This window comes from Acinetobacter sp. YH12239, assembly GCF_013417635.1.
Taxonomy (GTDB): Bacteria; Pseudomonadota; Gammaproteobacteria; order Pseudomonadales; family Moraxellaceae; genus Acinetobacter.
On sequence record NZ_VPDP01000002.1, the window covers coordinates 340,285 to 361,809 of the forward strand.

Sequence of the window (21,525 nt, forward strand, 5' to 3'; positions counted from 1 at the left end):
AAGCTATGCTTCCACTAATATTCATTAATTTATCTTATTGCGCATCAATATATGCGGTCATCAGGTTAAATACAGCGTCAATGTCCAGATCTGAACTATCGATAATGTAAGCCCCTTCAGCCGGCTTAAGCGGCGCAACGGTTCTTTCCATATCACGCTTATCACGTGCTTGGATATTAGATAAAATGTCGCTTATTTTAACATTTTGCCCCATGGCCTGCAACTGCTTTACACGTCGCTCAGCACGAGACTCAGCAGAAGCCGTCAAATATATTTTTGCTTGGGCTTCTGGGAAGATTGAAGTCGCCATATCACGGCCATCGGCAACAAGACCTGGTGCTTGAGCAAATGCACGTTGTCTTTCGAATAATGCCTGTCTTAATTCAGGTACAACTGCAACCTTGGATGCAAACTCACCGACTTTTTCAGTGCGAATTTCATCCGTTACATCATGCCCGTTAAGTAAAATTTTTGTTTTTAAATGATCACTAACAAATTGAATATCGAGATGAGTCGCTATTTCTACGCATTTAACCAACACATCTGGATTGTGAATTGAATCAATTAAATTCAGTTGATGTAATGACAATCCCAACAAACGATACAAGGCGCCAGAATCAAGTAAATGAAACTGGTAATGCTGTGCCAATTTAGCTGCCAAAGTTCCTTTGCCTGAACCGCTTGGTCCATCGATCGTGATAATTTGAATTGTCATTACTTTACCAACTTCGCCTTAGAGGCGTTTTGCTAATTTCTTAAAGCCAAGTGTAATAGCAAGTTTGAGTTGTGCAAGAATTAATTTGCTCACAAATGGTGCTCTTGCCTGTAATTCGATCGTGTATGTGACTAAAGTTTTAGCGGATGAAAGCTCTTTAAATTCAATAATTCCGAGATGATGTTTGATTAATGGATTCTTGATAAGTTTGTATTCAATACGCTTATTTGGTTCAAGTACAGTAATTTGTTCTTGAATTGGCTTTATTGGGCCTAATCCCATTTTTCGTACTGATCCAATCCCATCAGGACGACTCGGATCAGCTGCATCTTTAATGCGTACAACCTGAATCGGTGCAAATACATCATTATAAGTCGCATGTTTTGACAAAACTTCAAATACACGATCTATAGGCTGGTTAAATTCTTGTTTAACTTGGATTGAATTCATTTTTTATTCCTTTTCATTGAGTCCGCTTCATACTGACAATACATTATGTCAATTTTTCCACAATCAACAATAGCAATCATTCCTGATTATTTTCTATTTTTTGTCGTACACGCTGTTGTTTTTTTTGTTCACGTCTGAATTTAAAAAATTCTGAAAGCTGATGAGCACACGCTGATTGCATGCACCCCCCTTCAAATTCAAATATATGGTTGTAATAACCTTGATTATTCAATAGCTGTCGCGCACTGACCAGCGAACCCGCCTTCGGCTCTAAAGTACCAAATACAACACGATGAACTCGAGCATGAATTAAAGCCCCCACACACATCGTGCATGGCTCAAGGGTTACATAAAGGGTTGCATCTTCTGGTAGACGATAGTTCTGAATTTGATTACATGCTTGGCGCAGTGCGACCACTTCAGCATGAGCAGTTGGATCATGACTCAGGATGGGTTGATTATATCCTTCACCAATTACTTTTCCTTGACTCACAATGACAGCTCCAACAGGGATTTCTCCCAATTGAGCTGCCAATGCAGCCTGCTCATAGGCACGCTGCATCCATTTTAGATCTTCGGCATCAAATTGAATTTCAGACAAAATTAGATAATACCGTACTGTTTTAACAAGTTATTCCAGCTCTCGATATTTGTAACTGGTGGGTGCGCACCTAAAATTCCTTTTAAGGACATAGATTCTGCAGGTGTCCATTCAGGAGATAAATCTTTATCCACTAAACGTGCACGTACGCCTTCAACAAAATCAGGATGTCTAATTTTCCAATCAGAAATTTGAGTTTCAAGTTCAAATACTTCTTGCCAAGGATGAACTTGACGCCCCCATTGCCATAACAACCAGGTAATCGCAGCTGTACTTGGTGAGCCTTTTGCTAGATTTTCACTCGCTTGTCTTAGCCAATCACTTCGTGCATCACTTAGACCGATAATTGCTTCGTAGTCATTTTCAAAGTTTGCACCACGACAGACACTGTGAATCACGTCTAACGAGATTTGCAGTGGCCCTGGAGAAACTGGTCGATGCAAACTATTTAAAGTGTCATCTAATGCCCTAAAATCGCCAGCAGGATAATGATCCCAATCGATATTGATCAACTTTTGTAAAACAACATCGCGCTGAGCATCACAAATATGAGTCGCCCAGCCAATACCATAAGCTCCTGCCGCAGTCATGATCGATCCAGTTAAACCTGTAAATAGACCAATTGGACCACGATCTGCCAAGAAACGACTAGCACCAACATCTGGATATAAACCAATATTCACTTCTGGCATTGCAAGGCGCGAATAAGGTGTAACGAGTCTGAATGGTGCAGCCATAAATAAACCAAGCCCACCACCCATCACATAACCTTCACCCCAAACGACAATCGGCTTAGCGTAGTCATGCAACAAAAGATCAAGCGCGTATTCTTGTTCAAAAAATTTATTTGCCGCATCAACCTCATTATTGATGACCAACTGACGGAGTTTGCGTACATCCCCACCGGCACAAAAAGCTTTAGGGGTTGTTGAATCAAACCAGATCGCTTTAACCGCATCATCATGATGAAACTTTTCAAAAACAGCCAATAAAGCCGTTACAATAGATTCATCAAGTGCATGTAAAGATTTTGGACGATTTAATCGAACCACTCTCCATCCATTCTGTGCTTCTTCAACAATTAAGTCAGGATGATATTGATTCGTCTCAGGAGATATTGTCATGCTTCCAGCTGCCATTTAATTGGCTCAATGCCATTTTGTTTAAGATAATTATTTGTTTTTGAAAAAACTTTACACCCAAAAAAACCACCTCGGTTTGCTGCCAATGGTGATGGATGTGCTGCTTTTAAGACCAAATGCTTATTTTGGTCAATTCGTTGACCTTTCTTATGCGCGTACGCACCCCAAAGAATGAAAACGATCTTTTCACGTTGCTCATTTAGAACATCTATCGCAGCATCAGTGAAATCTTCCCAACCTTTCTTTTGGTGTGAAGTCGGCTGGCCCGCTTCAACAGTCAATACACTGTTCAGCAACAAGACACCCTCTTCAGCCCATTGGGTTAAATCACCATGCTTGGCAGGCGCAATTCCAAGGTCAGTGCTGAGTTCGTGATAGATATTACGCAAAGACGGCGGTAATGCAACACCCTTTTGCACTGAAAAACTCAATCCGTGTGCTTGATTTGGACCGTGATAAGGATCTTGACCGAGAATCACGACCTTTACACGATCTAAGGGTGTAGTGTTGAACGCATTAAATATAAGGGAATTAGGTGGGTATATCACCTTATTCGCCTGTAATTCAGATTTGAGAAAAGCTTTCAGCTGATCCATTTTATCGCTGAGCAGAAAATCTGCTAAAGCATACTTCCAACCATCCTCTAACCGAACTTGATTCAGTTGACTTAATTCTTGTTCGGTGAGTTGCATTGTGTTCATCCCTAAATCATTCACAGCTTTAAAGTTTTACTTGTAAATCTACACTTGGGTTCTTAAAAGTGAATCCTTGTTTCAATTGTTCGTACATTTTAGGATCAGACCATTCATTTTGAATTTGTTCTGAGAATACGATTTGATCAAGCGCCAATAAGCCCATCTGTTCATTTAAGATATCTTCAGCAAAACTTTGCGCATAGCCTGTGTCAGTTTCATGCACGATCACTGAATAGACTTCAACATCACCTTCACCATTTTGCGTGATAGTTGATTTCAGTACTTGTTCTGCCAAATAAAAGAAAATTCGAGAAAATTGTTCAGCAGAAGGTGAAACAGGCAATGAAACCCAACGCGCACTAAAAGTTTTACATGCTTGAATATATTCAGCTGAATCCTCTTGCCAAAAACAAATCGCATGATCAAAACTATCATAAAGTTCTTTGATCACACCTTTCAGCAAACCAAAATCATAGACCATTTGACCATGATCTAGCTTTGAGGCTTTCAATAATAATTCGACTTTATAGCTATGACCATGAATTGAACGCTTACAGCGGTCTGATGTGCAATTTCGCACAATATGCGCGTTTTCAAACTTAAATAATTTTCGAATTAACATATGTCAGAGCAATAAAAAATCATGGATTAAAATGATTATAGTGCATATTCACACAACTCATCATTAATTTTAACGTTTTAAGCAATTGGCAAAACGTATTAAAAACAAAAAAATAAAAAGCTATCATTCAATTTGTTTAAATTAATAGTTTAGAAATTTAATCAATTGGTTTGAAGAGGTGCCAAACTTCTTGAGAAAACATAAACCTTATCTTCATCACGCATCAGATAACTCGAAAAATATCGCTTTCGATCAGATAGCATGATTTCAATATCTGCTCGATAGAATGCTGATTTAACATCAAAATTATTTTTTGCTGTGCTTTTTGCTTCTTCACTTAACTGACTTAGAGTGTTGAGTTCCCAGAGCTGATCTACGGACTCAAAAAATTCACCATTGGCTTTTTTCTGATCCAAATCACGCTGTACATTTTGCATATCCAAACTTGGGTCTATAGCAGCAATAATCATCGCTGGTGCTGTATTGATATTAATTTTAATTTCTTTTAAAGGAATCGCTGTAACATAAGGTTTTATCAATAAAAACTTATCACCTTCAAATCCTCGCACTTGCTTCAACTCTTCCACGCTATGAAAAGGACCATTCGCTGGCAAATAAGGACGCGTTAAACTTGAATAATAATTACTCTCTGCCCCCATTGCGCCAATCGTCAAATCATCTTGATCTTGCCAATCAATTACCGCTTCACTCAATTCTTCTGGTAAACCAAGCTTTGTTAATAATCCCTTAAAGTAATTCACCGCATTATCATTCGACACACCATCATCTTTGACCAAACTGTTTAAATTAAACTTACCCGTTTCATCAATAATTCGCCCTGCGACATAACCACCATCAATTGGAAATGGTGGCATCGGTTGAGCCCAAGTTTCTTGAAGATTATCTGATTTTGAATTGGACTTAGCATCTTGAACCAATAATTCCGAGAAAAAAGCTTCAGCACTTTTTGCATAATACAGTGCTTGGTTTTGACGAATCACATAGGCCGTATTTTCACTGGTATTGTATTGACGATGGGCAATCGTCGCAGCAATGATAGTTGCCAAAGCGACTAACATCAAAATCGTAATCAGGGCGATTCCTTTTTGCTGCTTCATGCATTTTCCTAATGATTATTGACTAGATGCCGGTTTTAAATAGTCAGTATTAAGCAAACTAAAAATCCACTCGTATTCAACATCTTGTTGTTTAAATCTAATTCGCATACCTTTAGGCAATAGCCGAGCAACACTATCTTGAACTTCATTACTATTAGAACTTATTGTTGATGTATCCGGCCACGAATTCAATTCATTCGGGTTCAAAATTGTGATTTGAAACTCATCCACATTCTCTAGGATCGTACTGGATAAAGGTTGGGTTGTTTGAAGAACATTCAGATTGGGATACTTTAAACGATAAACTTTTCGATCTTGTGCATTATAACGATATTCTATTCTCTCAAATGGAGACAAACCCTGTTTCAGCGGGTCTGTGACCCCTGCCTTACTAAATTGTAAAGACTGATCATCCAGTAAAAGTGCAGGTTGAATTTGTCCTGCGATATTTGCAGTCAGCGGTACAATTTGCAAAGCATCTCTTTGCATTTGTAAATAACTATCTTGCAAACTGAGAAGTTGCTGTTCATGCACCGCATTTCGATCTTTGACTTTATTTAAATAATCAAAAATTTTCCATCCCAAAGCAGACAATACTGCAAAGATGGCTATGGCAACCAAAAGCTCTACCAAGGTAAAACCTTGTTGTTTACTCTTGATCATAAGTTGGATTGCTCTCTGATAGGATAGTTATAAAACACCATGGTGGTGACACCTGATTCAACTTTACCTAAATCATTGTTATATAGACTCACTTGCACTTCTATTTTCTGAACATCTGGGCTAATAGTCGCTTCTGATTTTTTATCAATTTGCCAACTTAATCCTTGAGAGGTAATTTGCTTCGATTGAGTTCCCTCTAACCATTCACCACTAATTTGCATTGCAGCGACTTCATTTTGTGCGACGAATTGTGCTTTTGTTCGTAAAATTGCATTCGCAGTTGCCTGTGTGTACTGCATAGCTACCTTCGTCAATGACATTGCTGCTACAGCAAAAATAGCCAAAGCCACCACAACCTCAATCAAGGTAAATCCTTTAAGCACCCGCATCGATTTTACCCAAGTAATCTATTTGAATAAGATCACCAATTGCTTTTTGTTCATAATACATTTGAATTGTGACAGGTTTAACCTCGCCATTGCCCAACCAAATTAATTTAGGTGCATTATTATTCATTAGGTCTGCATTAGTTGCATTTTCAAAACTATAGTCGCTACTTTCAATCTGAAATGAAACCTTAGCAGGGAGTTCTCTCGCAGAAAACTCTGGCATTTCAACCCAAGTGGAAGGTTGACGATTATTGTTCGATACAAGCGTCTGCTCAGGACGAGTTAAATCATTATATTTTTGAAATGTATAGCGAAACTGATCACCATTCCATTGTGGCACCAATGCAACCACTAACGATTGATCAACAGCCTCTCGTTGAATACGTTTTAAATCTAATATTAAAGCTTCTCTAGCTTGCATTGCCTTACGTTGATCAATCCCACCAATATTCATCACCACCAATGCCGCCATGATGCTGATGATCACAATGACCACCATCAATTCGATTAAAGTAAATCCGCCTTGACGGTGATCTAGAGATTGCATATTAGGCCACTGATTCTGTCAAATTAATCTGTTTAGGCATCATCAACGCTTGATCAATTAAAGCAACCCTTAGCGTATCTCGGCAACCTAAATAGCGTTGATAGAAACTCGAGTTTAATATCGCAGCACCACCATGAGTAATCGACCAAATGGATGCTAGATAATCCCGAGAACTCATCTTACTTTGAATGGATGCTAGATGATTTTCTGTCATACGAATGATAATTCTGAGTCTACTTTTGCGGATCTGATACATTTCATTAAATAAATGATTAATACCCTGACCAGTTGTAGATAATCGTTCTTCAATTTGATGAAAGAGTACAGTACGTTCTGGATGATGCAAATGATGCAACATAAAAAAAGCTAAATGTTCAGGAAAGCCTTTTTCAGTATCTCGAACCATTTCTAATAACATGCGCTCATTACGAATAATAAGCAACATGTACAATTCATCTTTACTTTGGAAGTGCTTATAGAGTGTTCCTTTTGCCAAATCCAACTCAGCGGCCAATGCATCTAATGTCATACCCGCTTCGCCGTTTTCCAAAAGAAGTTGTTCTGCGACCTGAAATATTAATGCTTCTCTCGCTCTAAACTGAGCCTGACGATCCATCTTCACTCTATAAACTCTCTTCTTTCTATTTTCCGTATTAAATTTTTACTGCATTCGTAGAAGATTCTCGAAATTTTGCGTTGTAATAAAGGCAATCTCCTCGACTGACTTATCATATACATCACTTAATGCTTTGGCTACATATGGGACATACTTTGGTTCATTAGACTTTCCTCTATATGGCATTGGTGCTAAATAAGGGCTATCAGTCTCAATTAATAGTCGATCTAATGGAACTTGCTTGGCCACATCACGTAAATCCTGAGCATTTTTAAACGATACTATTCCTGAAAATGAAATGTAATAACCACAATCTAGAACCGCTTTTGCCGTATCCCAATCCTCAGTAAAACAATGCAAAATTCCGTGTGTCGACTTTTCAGCTCTTATAATATCTATCGTATCGTTTTTAGATGAGCGTGTGTGTACGACAACTGGCTTTTTCACCATCTGTGAAGCTTGAATATGTCGTGCAAAACATTCTTTTTGTTCTTTAACAAATTCAGTACTGTGATAATAATCTAGACCCGTCTCACCAATTGCCCAGACCTTATCTTTACTCGCCAATTCAACCAAAGTTTCAACAGTAGCACGCTGCATGACTGCTGGATCTTCACATGGATGCACCCCAACACTGTAACCCACTCCTTCGTGTCGAGCTGCAATTTCTGACAGAACAATATGATCATCCAAATCAACGGATATCCCCATCATTTTTGTGACACCTGCATCAATCGCTTGCTGAATTGCTAAATCGATATTTCCCTCGTAAGGTTCAAGATTGAGCATGTTTAAATGACAGTGTGTATCTACAAACACAAGGACACCTTTTAAATTTTTAAGTCAGAGCCTACATTGTAAAGCTTGCGCGTGCTGTTGACATACTTCCAGCGAGTATTTTTTCTGCTTCCATTTTGTAATAGGCTCCTTTATCTCCAGTTAACTGCAATCCAAAACCTTGTGGTTTAATACCCGATTGCTTATAGGAAATCCAAATCACCTTACCCGTAATTGGTATTTTTTGGGTTTGATTAGGAAGTGTTGCCAAGATAAAAATCTCTTCACCCATTTTGACTGGATGTTTGGTTGGAATAAATAATCCACCACCCTCAACAAAAGGCATATAACTTGATTGCAGAGTTTCGCGATCATTAATATTGACTTGTAATAAACCGCCCGGACGTGGCCGCATCTCTATCCCCTGTATTCAAACATGATTATTGAACATTCATTAATTTTATAAAAAGCTGATCAACAATTAAATTTGATTGAACATTCTGCTCAACCATTTGTTTTGCTTGATGCACATCGTTATAAATATCAAATAATTGCTCTAATTGATATTGCTCAGCCAACAAACTAAAGTCTAAATCGGTATTTTTTACATTTTGTTCCATTTTATAGGCAACAAGATCAGCTAATAAGTACTCAAACATAATAATCAACTCGGAAAAGTTGAGTTGCTTATTCCATTTAGAAGCGTACTGCATTGGCATATTTTTTTGACTGACTAAATGATACCAATCATTTATAAACTCACTTCGCAGAGTTAACCATTCACTTGAGGCCAACTCAATAGCAGCTAAAGGCATACCATTCGAAAGGTTAAGCAACAGTGTGCTCAAAGTCTGCTGCTCTGCATTCAAATGTTCATTCAAATATGCATTGGCTTGAACATCAGTCAGCCGATCTAAGGCGTAATGTTGTAGGCGACTTCGTATAGTGGCTGGTAATTTTAAATAATGATCCGCCAAAAGAATAATCACAACACGCTCACCTGGTTCTTCAAGTGTTTTCAATAAAGCATTTGACGATGCGATATTGAGCGCTTCCGCCGGTTCAATCACAATAACCCGCCAACCATCGACGGTTTGTTGCACGAATGGCTGTAATTCACGAATTTTCTCAATTTTAATTTTAGCGTTTTGTTTCTTATTGTCCTCATCCGTCGTGACGTAAACATAATTTGGATGAGTATCTGATTTTAGCCACAAACAACTCGTACACTGACCACAAGCTTGATTTGGCTGCTTATCAGAACATAGCAACCAAGCAACAAATTGCTGGGTAAAAGCTTCTTTACCACAGCCTTTTTTGCCATAAAAAAGTAATCCATGACCAACTTGAGGAAACCGCTGAGTCAGTGTGTTCCATACATTAAGTTGCCAAGGATAAACATGCTGAGTCTGAGTCATTGACTAATCTATATTATTGGAAATGAGAAATAGGCATTGCATTAAGACGGTCTAAATCTTGTTGCGTATCCACACCTGGTGGTAAGCTCACCTCTGCCACATCAATTGCGATTCGATGACCATTTTCTAAAACACGCAGTTGCTCAAGGCTTTCTAAAACCTCGAGATCTCCCTGATCCCATGTCACGTACTCTTGCAGCAACTTCACTCGATAGGCATATAAACCAAGATGTCGGTAAGCATTTCGATGTAGTATCTGAGTTTGTTGCTTTGATCCATCACGATCATATGGAATGGTTGCACGACTGAAATAAAGCGCTTCATTGAACTTACTCATGACGACTTTCACAATACTATCGCGCTTAAATTCTTCTAATTCTTTGATCACTTCACACAAAGTGGACATTGAACATTCAGGCTTTTGCTCTAACAAAGAAGCAACCTGTTGGACTAAAGATGCAGGCAATAATGGTTCATCACCTTGCACATTTACAATAATATCTTCACTCGCCCAACCTTTGATTCGTGCAACTTCACTCAATCGGTCGGTTCCAGAAGGGTGTTCTGCACTGGTCAACACAACATCAATTTGTTCTGCCTTACAAAGATCAACAATTCTTTGATCATCAGTAGCAACACATAAATCATCAAACCCAGTCACTTTTCGCGCCTGATCTACCACACGTAAAATCATTTCACGCCCGTGTATTTTAAGTAGTGGTTTTCCAGGTAAACGCGAACTTGCAAAGCGAGCAGGTATTACAATATGTTTCATGGATATTCCTTATGTGTTTACGATACCGAGTTTTGCAAGCTGTTGATCCAGCAAATCATAACAAGCTGATGATAAAACTGCTTCAACAGGAACCACCCAAATTTCACGACTAAATTCTGGATGTTGTTTTAACAAAGGGAGGAGTTTCACAGCATCTTTTTCAGTGGTGATGATTGGATTTGAATCTTCAAATTGTAAATCATCAATCTGATAATCATAATGATCAGGAAATTCATGGCACTGAAAATGCTTTAAGCCCATACTTTCAAGGGTTTTATAAAACCGTTGCGGAAACCCAATACCAACAACCGCATAATAATTCAAATCAGTGGCAAAATATTCAACTTGATCTTCGACTGGATTTAACAAGTACGGCGCTGCGACTTGTAATTGCATATACAGATTTGAGCTTGGTTGCTCAGCATGCTCAATTACTGTACCACTGCATAACCGTGCTACTGGCTCACGCAAAAAGCCTTCTGGCAACAGTTTCTGATTACCTAAACCACGATTGTTATCCAGTACAATCCATTCTAATTGACGATCGAGTGCCCAATGTTGCAAACCATCATCACTAATGATTAAATCAAGTTGATGCTGAGAGAGAAGCAACTCTATGCTTTTCTGTCGTTGCCCACCTACGACCATCGGCACGCTTGTAGATTGCACAATTAAACAGGGCTCATCACCCACTTCATTTGGCTCAGAATCGAGATTCACGCTTGCAGGAAAAGGACCTTTACCACCATAACCTCGACTAATTACTCCAACTCTAATATTTTTTTGTTGAAGATATTTAACCAATTGAATTAATAACGGCGTTTTACCACTACCACCTACCGTTATATTGCCAATGACCATGACAGGAACTGGTGCAGTATAAATAGGTTTTATACCACGTTGATACAACGCTTTATTCAAGGAAAATCCTAATCGATAAAGCAATGACAGTGGTCGCAATACAATCAACCACTTGGATTGCTTATTCCAAGCGTTTTGAATGACCTGCGCAATAGACATAACTTATTCCTCAAAATTACGTTGATGCAGTTGGAAATATGCACCACGCAAATCAAGTAATTCCTGATGTGTTCCCTGCTCTAATATTCGACCTTTATCCATTACCACAATAAGATCTGCATTCTCAATCGTTGATAATCGATGTGCAATGACAATCGTTGTCCGATCCTGCATAGCTGCATCAAAAGCACGTTGAATGAAGTATTCAGACTCATTGTCTAATGCGCTTGTCGCTTCATCAAGAATTAAAATTGGAGCATTTTTTAAGATTGCGCGAGCAATTGCAATACGCTGTCTTTGTCCGCCAGATAAATTTAAACCTTGAGCACCTAATGGTGTGTCATAGCCTTGAGGCAGTGCCATAATAAAGTCATGGGCATAAGCAGCTTTCGCAGCAGCAATAATCTGCTCTTCCGAAGCATCTTGTAACTGCCCATAAGCAATATTCTCACGAACAGTTCGGTTAAACAGCACGACTTGCTGATTGACCATGGCCACTTGTGAGCGTAACGCTGTAACTTCGATATCTTGAATATCATGGCCGTCAAATTTGATTGACCCTGAACTTAATTCTTGAAAACGAACCAATAAGTTGACTAAAGAAGACTTACCAGCCCCCGAACGCCCCACCAATGCTACAGTCTGTCCAGCTTTAACATTTAAATTGAAATCATGGATGGCATGGAAACCATCGCTATATGTTAAATTTGCCTCATTAAATTCAATATTGCCTTTGAGTTGTGGTTTTAACTGCCCTTCATTTTTTTCTTCAGGCATATCCAATAATTCAAATACTGAATGTGCTGCAGCCATTCCTCGCTGTAATTTTTCATTGATATCGGTTAAAGCTTTAATCGGCTTACTCAACATACCTGCTGCAGTAATATACGCAACAAACTGACCTGCTGAAGTATCCTGTAATATCTCAGGTCTTAAAGCAATCCAAATCACAATACTTAAAGCGATTGCCATAATAAGTTGTACAACAGGACTATTTAATTGTTGTACTGCAACCATTTTTAAACCACGACGCAAGTTTTCGAGTGAGGTTTCTTTAAAACGAGTTTGCTCGTATGCCTGTCCACCAAACCCTTTAACTACCAAATTACCATTCACGGTTTCTTGCACTACATGGTTTACATCACCCATCGTATCTTGCACTTGAGTAGACAGCTTACGCATACGTTTAGCAGCTTTTCTAATCAACAAACCGATTAATGGCGCAAAAATCAAAATACATAAAGTCAAGCGCCAGTTGGAATAGAACAAATATCCTAACAGCGCAATGGTAATCAAACCTTGTTGTAATAAGGTTCTTAATGACTCCGTTGAGGCAGCAGTCAGCTGTTCAACGTTGTACATAATTTTGGCAGTAATATGACCACTAGTGTTATCTAAATAATATTGCGACGGTAATCGCATTAATTTAGCAAAAACTTCTTGGCGAATATTAAAAATTAGATTTCGAGAAATCACCGAAGTGTAGTATCCACCTAGAAATAGCCCCACTCCTCGTACAAACATCAAAACAACAACCAAAAATGGGAATAAGTTCGTGAAACTTCGATCCTGTTCTTGAATGGCATTGATAATATGCTCTAATAATTTCGCAACAGAAACTTCAGTCGCGGCATTCAGCACAAAACCAAATACAACAATCAATGCAATCGTCCAGTACTGTTTTAAGTAACTCAACAAACGCATATAAACTTTAAAATCTTGCTTCACTCACAACCTCTAATTGGTACGGTATCCTTAAACACCTAAACAGATTCAGCACGTATGCAATTTAATCATACATAATTCGAACATCGAATGCTAAAGTCTGCCCCACTCTAAAATCAATGACCTGATTGTATGGAATAATCAAAGTAAACCTTAGCTCAATTGAAGTATTGAGACCTAAATGACTTAAATCTCAAACTCATCTAAATAAATCACATTTACAGCTTTTAAATTAATTATTTTTCATCTAAACAGATATTTAGAATACCATCTAACTCATCAAGTGAATGGTAATGAATCACAAGCTTACCTTTACCTTGCTTATTGTGATCAATTTTAACATCTGCACTGAAACGTTCAGAAAGACGCTGAGTCAGTTGCTCTAAATCAGCTGAAATTGATGGTTTTGGCTTATCCTGTTTTGGTGCATTAAAATCACGCACCAACTGTTCTGTTTGACGAACAGAAAGGTTTTTTTCAATGACAATTTTTGCAATTTCAATTTGATCTTTTACACGCAAAGTCAATATTGCGCGCGCATGCCCCATATCTAATTGACCCTGTTGGATATGGTCTTTAATCGGATCCGCTAAGCTTAATAAGCGCAATAAATTACTTACTGTAGTACGTGCCTTGCCCACCGTTTCAGCAATTTCTTGGTGACTTAATCCAAACTCTTCATGAAAACGCTGCAATGCCATAGCTTGATCAATTGGATTTAAATCTTGGCGTTGAATGTTTTCAATTAATGCCAACGCAATTGCAACTTGATCTGACAAATCACGAACAATTGCAGGAACTTCATTTAGTCCAGCGATTTGAGCTGCTCGCCAACGGCGCTCCCCAGCAATAATTTCATATTGATGTACATCATCCTCAATTGGACGAATGACAATCGGCTGCATGATGCCATGCTTTTTAATAGAAGATGCTAATTCCTGAAGGTCTTCTTCATGAATAAAGCGTCGCGGCTGATAATTACCACGTTTAAGAAGTTTGACATCTACTTGTTTGAGCTGACCATGATCTAATGACTGTGCTTCTAATTGTAATTTTTCTTTTTGAATAGAGCCCAATAACGCATCTAAGCCACGACCCTTTGCTAAGCCTCTTTTCTTCACGGTCATGCTTTACTTCCTTTTTTCACTTTGTTTTTTTTTAACATTTCAGCAGCAAGATTCAAATAAGCCACTGCACCCTTAGAACTTTTTTCAAAATAAATAATCGGCAACCCATGTGCTGGCGCTTCCGCTAAACGCACATTTCGAGGAATAACCGTTTCGTATAATTTTTTACCAAAATACTGCTCCAACTCATCCGACACATCACGTGTCAGCGCATTTCGAGCATCGTACATGGTACGCAATACACCAATAATCTCTAAATCAGGATTTAAAGCTTGCTGAATACGATCAATCGTTTGTGTTAAATCCGCCAAGCCTTCCAAGGCATAATATTCACACTGCATTGGAATGATCACACTTTTAACAGCAGCCAATGCATTTACCGTGATCAAACTTAAGCTTGGTGCACAATCCACAATGATGTAATCAAACTTATCTTCAATTTGTTGGATCGCATCACGCAGAATAAATTCACGACCTTCTTGCTCAGCAATGGCTAATTCAACACCTGCTAAATCACGATTGGAGCCAAGTACGCGATATCCAACTTCAGCTTTAGTGATGGCCGTTTCAATTGGCACTTCACCCAGTAAAACATCAGTTACTGAGTATAAGAGATCATTCTTTTGAATACCCGAACCCATAGTGGCATTGCCTTGAGAGTCCATATCTATCAACAATACTCGCTTTTTAAGCACTGCTAATGATGCAGCCAAATTTACAGCAGTCGTGGTTTTACCTACGCCACCTTTTTGGTTCGCAATAGCAATAATTTGAGCCATGGTAACCCCAATCCCTAGAATTTTTAAATTTGTTTAAGTAGCAATAAATGACGTTGTTCATCTAAACGTGGAACGTGAAGCTCAATAATTTCGCAACTCAACTCATCTTTATGGTTTTCAATTTCCTCAGCAGGAATTAAACCTTTCATTGAAGCAATAATACTGTTTTCATGCATAAAAGGACGAGAAGCTGTAATAAAATCTGTCAGTGAGGCGAAAGCACGACTGGTAATTACATCAAATTTACCCAGTTCATTAATACTCTCTTCATTCTCTACTCGAGTTTGAACTGCCACAACATTTTTTAGTTTTAAATCAGCAATAAACTGTTTGAGAAAACGAATTTTTTTCCCATTCGAATCCAGAAGCACACAGTTTCGATCAGGTTGACATAGCGCGATAATCATCCCCGGCATACCACCACCAGTACCAATATCAAGCAATCGTCCTTCAGGCAAGTCTTTCAAGATACTGAGGCTATCCAATAAATGCTTAACTAACATTTCTTTAGGATCACGAATCGCGGTCAAGTTGTACGCCTTATTCCACAATACAAGCGCATCTTGATATTTTAATAATAAATTCAACGCCTCATCACTGAGTGATAAACCTAGTTTTTGACTACCTTGTTGTAACTCATAAAAAAAAGGATGCATAAACAGTAAACATCTCAATAAAATTAATCAAAGTATACCGTTTTATGCATCGTGGAACACTATTTAACGCTTAGTGAATACTCAGTTAGTTAAATTGTCCTTCTCGAATTTGCTGATCCAACTGCATCAACCTTTCTGGAGTACCCACATCAACCCATGTTTCTGCCATTTTTGCAGCAGAAATTCTGTGGTTGTGCATAGCATCTTTAAGCAAAGGTGCTAAAGGACGCTTACCCCACTCTAAACCTTCGAATAAACGAGGATGAATCACCGCAATACCACTATAAGTCAGATTTTCGCCCTCTTTTTCTTGCTCAAAAGTATAAGCACGACCATCTAATAGTGTGAAATCACCTTGGGGGTGTTGTAGCGGATTTGGCACAAGTACTAAGTGTGCTAGATCTTCTTGTAAATCAAGCTCAAGCAACTGAGCAAAATCAAACTGAGTCCACACATCCCCATTGACGAGGATAAATGGTTCTTCACCCAACAAGGGCAAAGCATTGATGATACCACCAGCTGTTTCCAAACCCTCATCTTCACGCGTCCAGCGAATGTTCACACCAAATTGAGAACCATCGCCTAAAGCACCGATCAATTTGTCTGCCAGCCATGCCGAATTAATAATAATTTCACTAACACCAATCGACTTTAGTTTTTCAATATGCCATACAATTAAAGGCTTTCCACCCACTTCCAACAGTGGCTTTGGTTTATAAAGCGTCAAGGGACGCATACGGTTACCCAGACCGGCTGCTAAAATCATGGCTTTCATGCAGCAACTACCTCATAGTGACCATACTTGGCTTCAAATGCATGAAGCACTTTATCTTCAACCCATTGAATAAATGGAGTGAGTTCAGCGTAAGGCTTCGACTCTTCGAGTAAATACCACATGACACGAGGCAGGTCTTTTAAATAGCCCGACTTTCCATCACGTTCAAACAATCGCACAAAAATACCTAAAATCTTTAAATGGCGTTGAATCGCCATGAAGTCAGCATCTTTAATAAAGCGCTCTAAATCACGATCAATTTTTGAATCATCTGGTAATAATTCATAGAAGGTTTTAAACCATTGTTTTACACGTGCTGGAGGCCATTGCACGTATGCATCACGTGTAATTGAAATCAAGTCGTAGGTATCCGCACCAATTACCGCATCTTGAAAATCAATTACGCCTTGTTCTTGTTCATCATTCAACAACATGAGATTACGACTGTGAAAGTCTCGATGAACAATCACTTGGGGTTGAGCTAAAGCCGCATTTGCCAATATCGCAAAAGTGCGCTTAATCAAACCTTGTTCATCAGCATTTAATCGAATATTTAATGATGGAAGCAACCAATCTGTGAATAACTCCATTTCACTGATTAATTTTTCGTAACTATATTCTGGAAACTGATCCACACCACGAATAGACTGTAATTGAATGAGTTGTTTAAAACTCTGTAAATAATGCTGATCTACCGTGTCATTGTTTAAATGGTTCGCTAAAAGCTCATCCCCAAAATCTTCAAGAAGCAACAACCCTTGCTCTAAATCCTTTGCAACAATATGTGGAACACGAACACCATGACGATCGAAGAATTCATCAATCGTCACAAAAGGTACACAATCTTCTTTTTCTGGAGGTGCATCCATTAACATAAATGATTTATTATTCAAGGTGATTCGCGCATAGCGACGGAAACTGGCATCGCCTGCTAAATATTTTATTACGAACTGCTCTGATTGAAGTACAGATTGCACCCACGTATGTATCAATTGTTCACGTTGTGTATTCATTTGCTATAAATTCTAGTACAGGCTGAATATTTAAAGTGCTAAGTGTAGCCACTAATCCGTTTTTTCTCTATGATGCGACAATAATTAATTGCAATTTGCATACTTGGTTAATGATATAAATGAAGCATCAGTTTACTTTCAGCCCTTTGGCGACTGCTATTTTAACCTTATTGTGTGGTAGCACAGTCTCAAGTTATGCCGACTCTAAAGACAGTACAACTGAGGTGGACAATCAAGCACTTCAAACTGCAATTAAAGAAAGCTACCCTGGTCAGCGCTTCTTTGATCAATATTATGTCAATAAAAATTCAGCCGAAGCGCAACAACGTAGCACGCTCTCCCCAAGCTCGAAATTTTGTGCTCAAACTTGGTTGACACCAATCAGCCCTGATACCAAAGCAATTGATCCTGAGCAAGCAACGTCGATCATCACCGCTGATCGTGCATATTACAATCCAAATGGTGACTCAGAATTAGAAGGCAATGTCATCATCGATCAACAAGGTCGTATGGTTCGTGCAGATAAGATTAAAATTGACAACACTCAAACCCATGCCAAAGCTTCTGGCAATGTACAGTTAGCACAAGCGGGTTTATTGGCTCAAAGTGATCAAATTGACTACAATTTAAAAACCCAAACGGGACGCCTCAATAACAGCTTTTATATTTCAGAAGCGACACATGGGCATGGTCGTGCAGAAAATATTGAGCGCACCTCACCCAATATTTTACTCCTTCAAAATGCAACTTATAGCACGTGTCCACCTGAGCAAAGCCCAACATGGAAGATTCAAGCCAATTCGATTGAGTTAAATCAAGACACTGGGCGTGGCGTGACCAAAGGCACTAAACTATATATTAAAAACACACCAGTGCTGGCTGTGCCATATTTCAATTTCCCTATTGATGATCGTCGTACCACTGGCTTATTAAACCCAGGTTTTGGCTATACCAACGATGGTGGTTTAGAACTTGAAGCGCCAATTTATCTCAATTTAGCACCCAATTATGATGCGACTATAACCCCACGTTTCATTGGCGGTCGTGGATTGATGGCTGAGGGTGAGTTCAGATATCTGACTGAACAATATGGTGGCGGTCGTATTTGGGGTGGTTATTTAGCACAAGATCGTAAATATGATGATGAAGATCGTAAAGATTTACACCTTTTGCACAATTGGAAAATCAATGACCAATGGACGACCAATTTAGAATACAACTATGTTTCTGATAAAGACTTCTTTGCCGATCTAGACAGCAATCCGAATACAAGAACAGAGTTAAACCAACGCCGCGCTTGGGATCTTAATTACGCCAATGGAATTCCAGGGTTACGCGCGCAACTCAAAGTTGAAGACTTCCAGACGCTAGACCCTGATGTTGATGATGTTGATCGCCCCTATGCACGACTACCGCAATTGCTCGTCAATTATATCACTGGTAATCCGCAAGGACTGGAATATGAATTTAATAACGATACAGCATATTTCCAAAAAGATATTAATGACTTAAATGCTTCAGACAACTCAAATGTGGACACCATTTATCAACCAAGTGGTACACGTCTTTATAATGAGTTTTCTGCTCGATACAATTTCCGCAATCAGTGGTCATTCTTTATACCACAAGCATCAGTTCGCTCTATAAATACTTTCTTTGATCAAAATACGATTGATCGTATCACTGAAGAACAAAGAAAAAATACCAAAGACAATGCAGTTATAGTTCCAGAGTTTACTTTAGATGCTGGTCTTATCTTTGAAAAAGATGGAAAATTCTTACAAACCATCACACCACGTGCATTCTATGCTTATGCACCGCACAGAAATCAAAATAGCTCACCGAACTTTGACTCAACTGCAGCATCTCTGAATTACGATCAACTCTTTAATCCACGTCGCTTTTACGGTCATGACCGCCTAGAAGATAATAACTTCTTATCACTCGGGGTAAGTTACAGCCTCTTTGATACAATCGGATTAGAACGTTTACGTGCCAGCATCGGACAAAGTTACTATTTTGAAGACCGTAAGGTGACTTTGAATAATAGTCAAAATGACCCATTTAATACTGAGCGTCAAACTGGTCCTGTGATCAGCATTGCCAGCCAGCTTTCTCAGAACTTTACTGTGAATGCAAACTCAATGTGGATGTCTAACGGAGATAATGCTCAACGTGATCTACAAGTGTATTACACAGGTGATCAAGGTAACCTATACAACTTTGGTTATTTTAATCGTAAGCGACTTGAAGATCGTCAAGACCACTATGACCAAGTTACAGCATCCTTTATACAACCTGTGAAAGGTAATTGGAATTTGATGGGTCATATGCAATATGATCTAGACAACAGTGTTGCACGCGAGTACCTTTTAGGTATTAATTATGAGTCGTGCTGCTGGGGTGTTTCGGTCTACGGTCGCTCTTATTACAATGACTTAGATGATGTTAATGCACCAGATACCAAACAAAAACGTGCTGTAATGGCAGAGTTTACACTTAAAGGACTTGGTGGCTTAAACAGTAAGTTAAGCTCTTTACTGGAAAATCGAATCTTGGGTTTCGATAAAGTTAAACAAAATTGGACGAATTAATGAAGATGCAAAATTTAAAACAACTCTTTAAAGCTTCAGCGTTAGCACTTGTTATTTCTGCATCAGTGTCAAGTTATGCAAACCCATCAGATCAAATCGTTGCTATTGTTGGCAAAAGTGCCATTTTAAAAAGTGACATTGCACAAGGTGTCGCTGAGCTTCAACATCAGCTTAAAGCTCAAAAACAGGATGTACCACCACTTCAGGTACTTGAAAATCAAGCTCTGAATAAACTTATCATCCAAAATGCGCAACTTGAACAAGTAAAACGCTATGGCATTCAAGTTGATGAAAAAACTTTAAATGATGCTGTACTTAATGTTGCTCGCCAGTCGAACAGTAATAGCCTAGAAGACTTCCAGCAAAAGCTTGACCGTATGGCTCCAGGCACTTATGAAAACCTACGTGCTAAAGTCGCTGATGATCTTGCTATTCAGCGCTTACGTCAACAACAAGTGATGTCACGCATCAAAATCAGCGACCAAGATGTTGAAAACTTCCTCAAATCACCGGAAGGTCAAGCTGCTGTGGGTACTCAAGCTCACGTGATTCACTTCAGAATTTCTGGTGAAGCCTCTCAACAAGAACTCACTCAAGTCGCGCAACAAGTTCAAGATGCACTTCAAGCTTCGAATGATGTAGATGCGATACAGAAACAATTTTCTACATCTACAATTAAAGTTGAAGGTGCAGATATGGGCTCGCGCTCAATCGCAGATATTCCAGAAGAACTTGCATCGAGTATCGCTTTAGTTTCACCAGGCAATACTACTGATTTAATTCAGGCTCGAGATGGCATCCACTTGTTGAAACTCTTAGAGCGCAAGTCAAATGAGAAAAAGACAATTGTGCCACAATACCAAACTCGCCATATTCTGATTAAGACTTCTGAAGTGGTGAGCCCTGAAAATGCCAAACACACTATTGACAGTATCTATAGCCGTGTAAAGGCAGGTGATGATTTTGCAGTCCTTGCTGCAACTTATTCTAATGATCCAGGTTCTGCACGTGATGGTGGTAGCTTAGGTTGGGTTTCACCAGGTATGATGGTGCCAGAGTTTGATCAAAAAATGCAGACTGCGAAAATTGGCGAAGTCAGTGAACCTTTTGAAACACAGTTTGGTTGGCACATTTTGCAAGTTACTGATGCACGTCAGCAAGACATGACTCAGGAACAACAAAAACGCATAGCGCGCCAAATTCTTGGTGACCGTCAATTTGATGCAGAGTTAGATGGCTGGTTAAGAGAACTTCGCGCAAGTACATACGTTGAAATTAAACAACCCAACCAAAACTAATTTTTCTTAA

24 protein-coding genes are annotated in these 21,525 nt (G+C 38.9%); 2 read left to right on the plus strand and 22 right to left on the minus strand.

Features of this window, described 5'->3' with window-relative positions:
- Positions 1–34 precede the first annotated feature (34 nt).
- The 22 genes from cmk to FTV17_RS03805 all read right to left on the minus strand — a co-directional run bounded on the left by cmk (position 35) and on the right by FTV17_RS03805 (position 17,623).
- The gene (gene cmk, locus FTV17_RS03700) at positions 35–715 is read right to left on the minus strand and encodes a (d)CMP kinase (RefSeq protein ID WP_035264559.1); all 681 of its coding nucleotides are present in this window, start codon (positions 713–715) and stop codon (positions 35–37) included.
- Positions 716–733: 18 nt separating this feature from the next.
- Entirely contained in the window at positions 734–1,165 is a 432-nt protein-coding gene (locus FTV17_RS03705; RefSeq protein WP_092766227.1) for an SRPBCC family protein, read from the minus strand.
- Between the two features lie 76 nt (positions 1,166–1,241).
- Entirely contained in the window at positions 1,242–1,766 is a 525-nt protein-coding gene (gene tadA, locus FTV17_RS03710; RefSeq protein ID WP_179998210.1) for a tRNA adenosine(34) deaminase TadA, read from the minus strand.
- A 2-nt stretch (positions 1,767–1,768) separates the two neighbouring features.
- Positions 1,769–2,890: an enoyl-CoA hydratase/isomerase family protein gene (locus FTV17_RS03715; RefSeq protein WP_179998211.1), complete on the minus strand. Its 1,122-nt coding sequence runs from the start codon at positions 2,888–2,890 to the stop codon at positions 1,769–1,771.
- The gene (gene ung / locus FTV17_RS03720) at positions 2,887–3,600 is read right to left on the minus strand and encodes a uracil-DNA glycosylase (RefSeq protein WP_179998212.1); all 714 of its coding nucleotides are present in this window, start codon (positions 3,598–3,600) and stop codon (positions 2,887–2,889) included. Before ung ends, FTV17_RS03715 begins: the two co-directional genes overlap by 4 nt.
- Positions 3,601–3,628: 28 nt before the next feature.
- Entirely contained in the window at positions 3,629–4,225 is a 597-nt protein-coding gene (locus FTV17_RS03725; protein ID WP_179998213.1) for a 6-carboxytetrahydropterin synthase, read from the minus strand.
- Between the two features lie 161 nt (positions 4,226–4,386).
- Positions 4,387–5,343: a type II secretion system minor pseudopilin GspK gene (gene gspK / locus FTV17_RS03730; RefSeq protein WP_179998214.1), complete on the minus strand. Its 957-nt coding sequence runs from the start codon at positions 5,341–5,343 to the stop codon at positions 4,387–4,389.
- Positions 5,344–5,358: 15 nt separating this feature from the next.
- Positions 5,359–6,006, minus strand: coding sequence for a type II secretion system minor pseudopilin GspJ (gspJ, locus tag FTV17_RS03735; protein WP_179998215.1), 648 nt, complete (start codon positions 6,004–6,006; stop codon positions 5,359–5,361).
- Positions 6,003–6,395, minus strand: a complete 393-nt coding sequence (gene gspI / locus FTV17_RS03740) for a type II secretion system minor pseudopilin GspI (RefSeq protein ID WP_179998216.1) — start codon at positions 6,393–6,395, stop codon at positions 6,003–6,005. The genes gspJ and gspI overlap by 4 nt, the downstream gene beginning before the upstream one ends.
- Complete coding sequence (locus tag FTV17_RS03745) at positions 6,382–6,942, minus strand: Tfp pilus assembly protein FimT/FimU (RefSeq protein WP_179998217.1); 561 nt, start codon at positions 6,940–6,942, stop codon at positions 6,382–6,384. The genes gspI and FTV17_RS03745 overlap by 14 nt, the downstream gene beginning before the upstream one ends.
- 1 nt (position 6,943) lies before the next feature.
- Entirely contained in the window at positions 6,944–7,558 is a 615-nt protein-coding gene (locus tag FTV17_RS03750; RefSeq protein ID WP_035264575.1) for a TetR/AcrR family transcriptional regulator, read from the minus strand.
- Between the two features lie 45 nt (positions 7,559–7,603).
- Entirely contained in the window at positions 7,604–8,377 is a 774-nt protein-coding gene (locus FTV17_RS03755; RefSeq protein WP_179998218.1) for a TatD family hydrolase, read from the minus strand.
- A gap of 31 nt (positions 8,378–8,408) precedes the next feature.
- On the minus strand, positions 8,409–8,750 hold the full coding sequence (locus tag FTV17_RS03760; protein ID WP_179998219.1) for a PilZ domain-containing protein: 342 nt from the start codon (positions 8,748–8,750) through the stop codon (positions 8,409–8,411).
- A gap of 25 nt (positions 8,751–8,775) precedes the next feature.
- The gene (locus FTV17_RS03765; RefSeq protein WP_179998220.1) at positions 8,776–9,753 is read right to left on the minus strand and encodes a DNA polymerase III subunit delta'; all 978 of its coding nucleotides are present in this window, start codon (positions 9,751–9,753) and stop codon (positions 8,776–8,778) included.
- Between the two features lie 13 nt (positions 9,754–9,766).
- Positions 9,767–10,528, minus strand: a complete 762-nt coding sequence (kdsB, locus tag FTV17_RS03770) for a 3-deoxy-manno-octulosonate cytidylyltransferase (RefSeq protein ID WP_179998221.1) — start codon at positions 10,526–10,528, stop codon at positions 9,767–9,769.
- Between the two features lie 9 nt (positions 10,529–10,537).
- Positions 10,538–11,548: a tetraacyldisaccharide 4'-kinase gene (gene lpxK, locus FTV17_RS03775; RefSeq protein WP_179998222.1), complete on the minus strand. Its 1,011-nt coding sequence runs from the start codon at positions 11,546–11,548 to the stop codon at positions 10,538–10,540.
- 3 nt (positions 11,549–11,551) lie between these two features.
- On the minus strand, positions 11,552–13,276 hold the full coding sequence (gene msbA, locus FTV17_RS03780; RefSeq protein WP_179998223.1) for a lipid A export permease/ATP-binding protein MsbA: 1,725 nt from the start codon (positions 13,274–13,276) through the stop codon (positions 11,552–11,554).
- Between the two features lie 233 nt (positions 13,277–13,509).
- Positions 13,510–14,400, minus strand: a complete 891-nt coding sequence (locus FTV17_RS03785) for a ParB/RepB/Spo0J family partition protein (RefSeq protein ID WP_179998224.1) — start codon at positions 14,398–14,400, stop codon at positions 13,510–13,512.
- A complete protein-coding gene (locus FTV17_RS03790) occupies positions 14,397–15,179 on the minus strand; it encodes a ParA family protein (RefSeq protein ID WP_179998225.1) in 783 nt (260 codons plus the stop codon). The genes FTV17_RS03785 and FTV17_RS03790 overlap by 4 nt, the downstream gene beginning before the upstream one ends.
- Before the next feature lie 23 nt (positions 15,180–15,202).
- Positions 15,203–15,835, minus strand: coding sequence for a 16S rRNA (guanine(527)-N(7))-methyltransferase RsmG (rsmG, locus tag FTV17_RS03795; protein ID WP_179998226.1), 633 nt, complete (start codon positions 15,833–15,835; stop codon positions 15,203–15,205).
- 85 nt (positions 15,836–15,920) lie between these two features.
- Positions 15,921–16,610: an N-acetylmuramate alpha-1-phosphate uridylyltransferase MurU gene (murU, locus tag FTV17_RS03800; protein ID WP_092766212.1), complete on the minus strand. Its 690-nt coding sequence runs from the start codon at positions 16,608–16,610 to the stop codon at positions 15,921–15,923.
- On the minus strand, positions 16,607–17,623 hold the full coding sequence (locus FTV17_RS03805; RefSeq protein WP_179998227.1) for an aminoglycoside phosphotransferase family protein: 1,017 nt from the start codon (positions 17,621–17,623) through the stop codon (positions 16,607–16,609). The genes murU and FTV17_RS03805 overlap by 4 nt, the downstream gene beginning before the upstream one ends.
- 119 nt (positions 17,624–17,742) lie before the next feature.
- Here FTV17_RS03805 and FTV17_RS03810 point away from each other — a divergent pair, with 119 nt between their 5' ends.
- Together FTV17_RS03810 and FTV17_RS03815 are read left to right on the plus strand one after the other, a co-directional pair.
- A complete protein-coding gene (locus FTV17_RS03810) occupies positions 17,743–20,217 on the plus strand; it encodes an LPS-assembly protein LptD (RefSeq protein WP_179998228.1) in 2,475 nt (824 codons plus the stop codon).
- Positions 20,217–21,515: a peptidylprolyl isomerase gene (locus FTV17_RS03815; RefSeq protein WP_179998229.1), complete on the plus strand. Its 1,299-nt coding sequence runs from the start codon at positions 20,217–20,219 to the stop codon at positions 21,513–21,515. Before FTV17_RS03810 ends, FTV17_RS03815 begins: the two co-directional genes overlap by 1 nt.
- Positions 21,516–21,525: the final 10 nt, after the last annotated feature.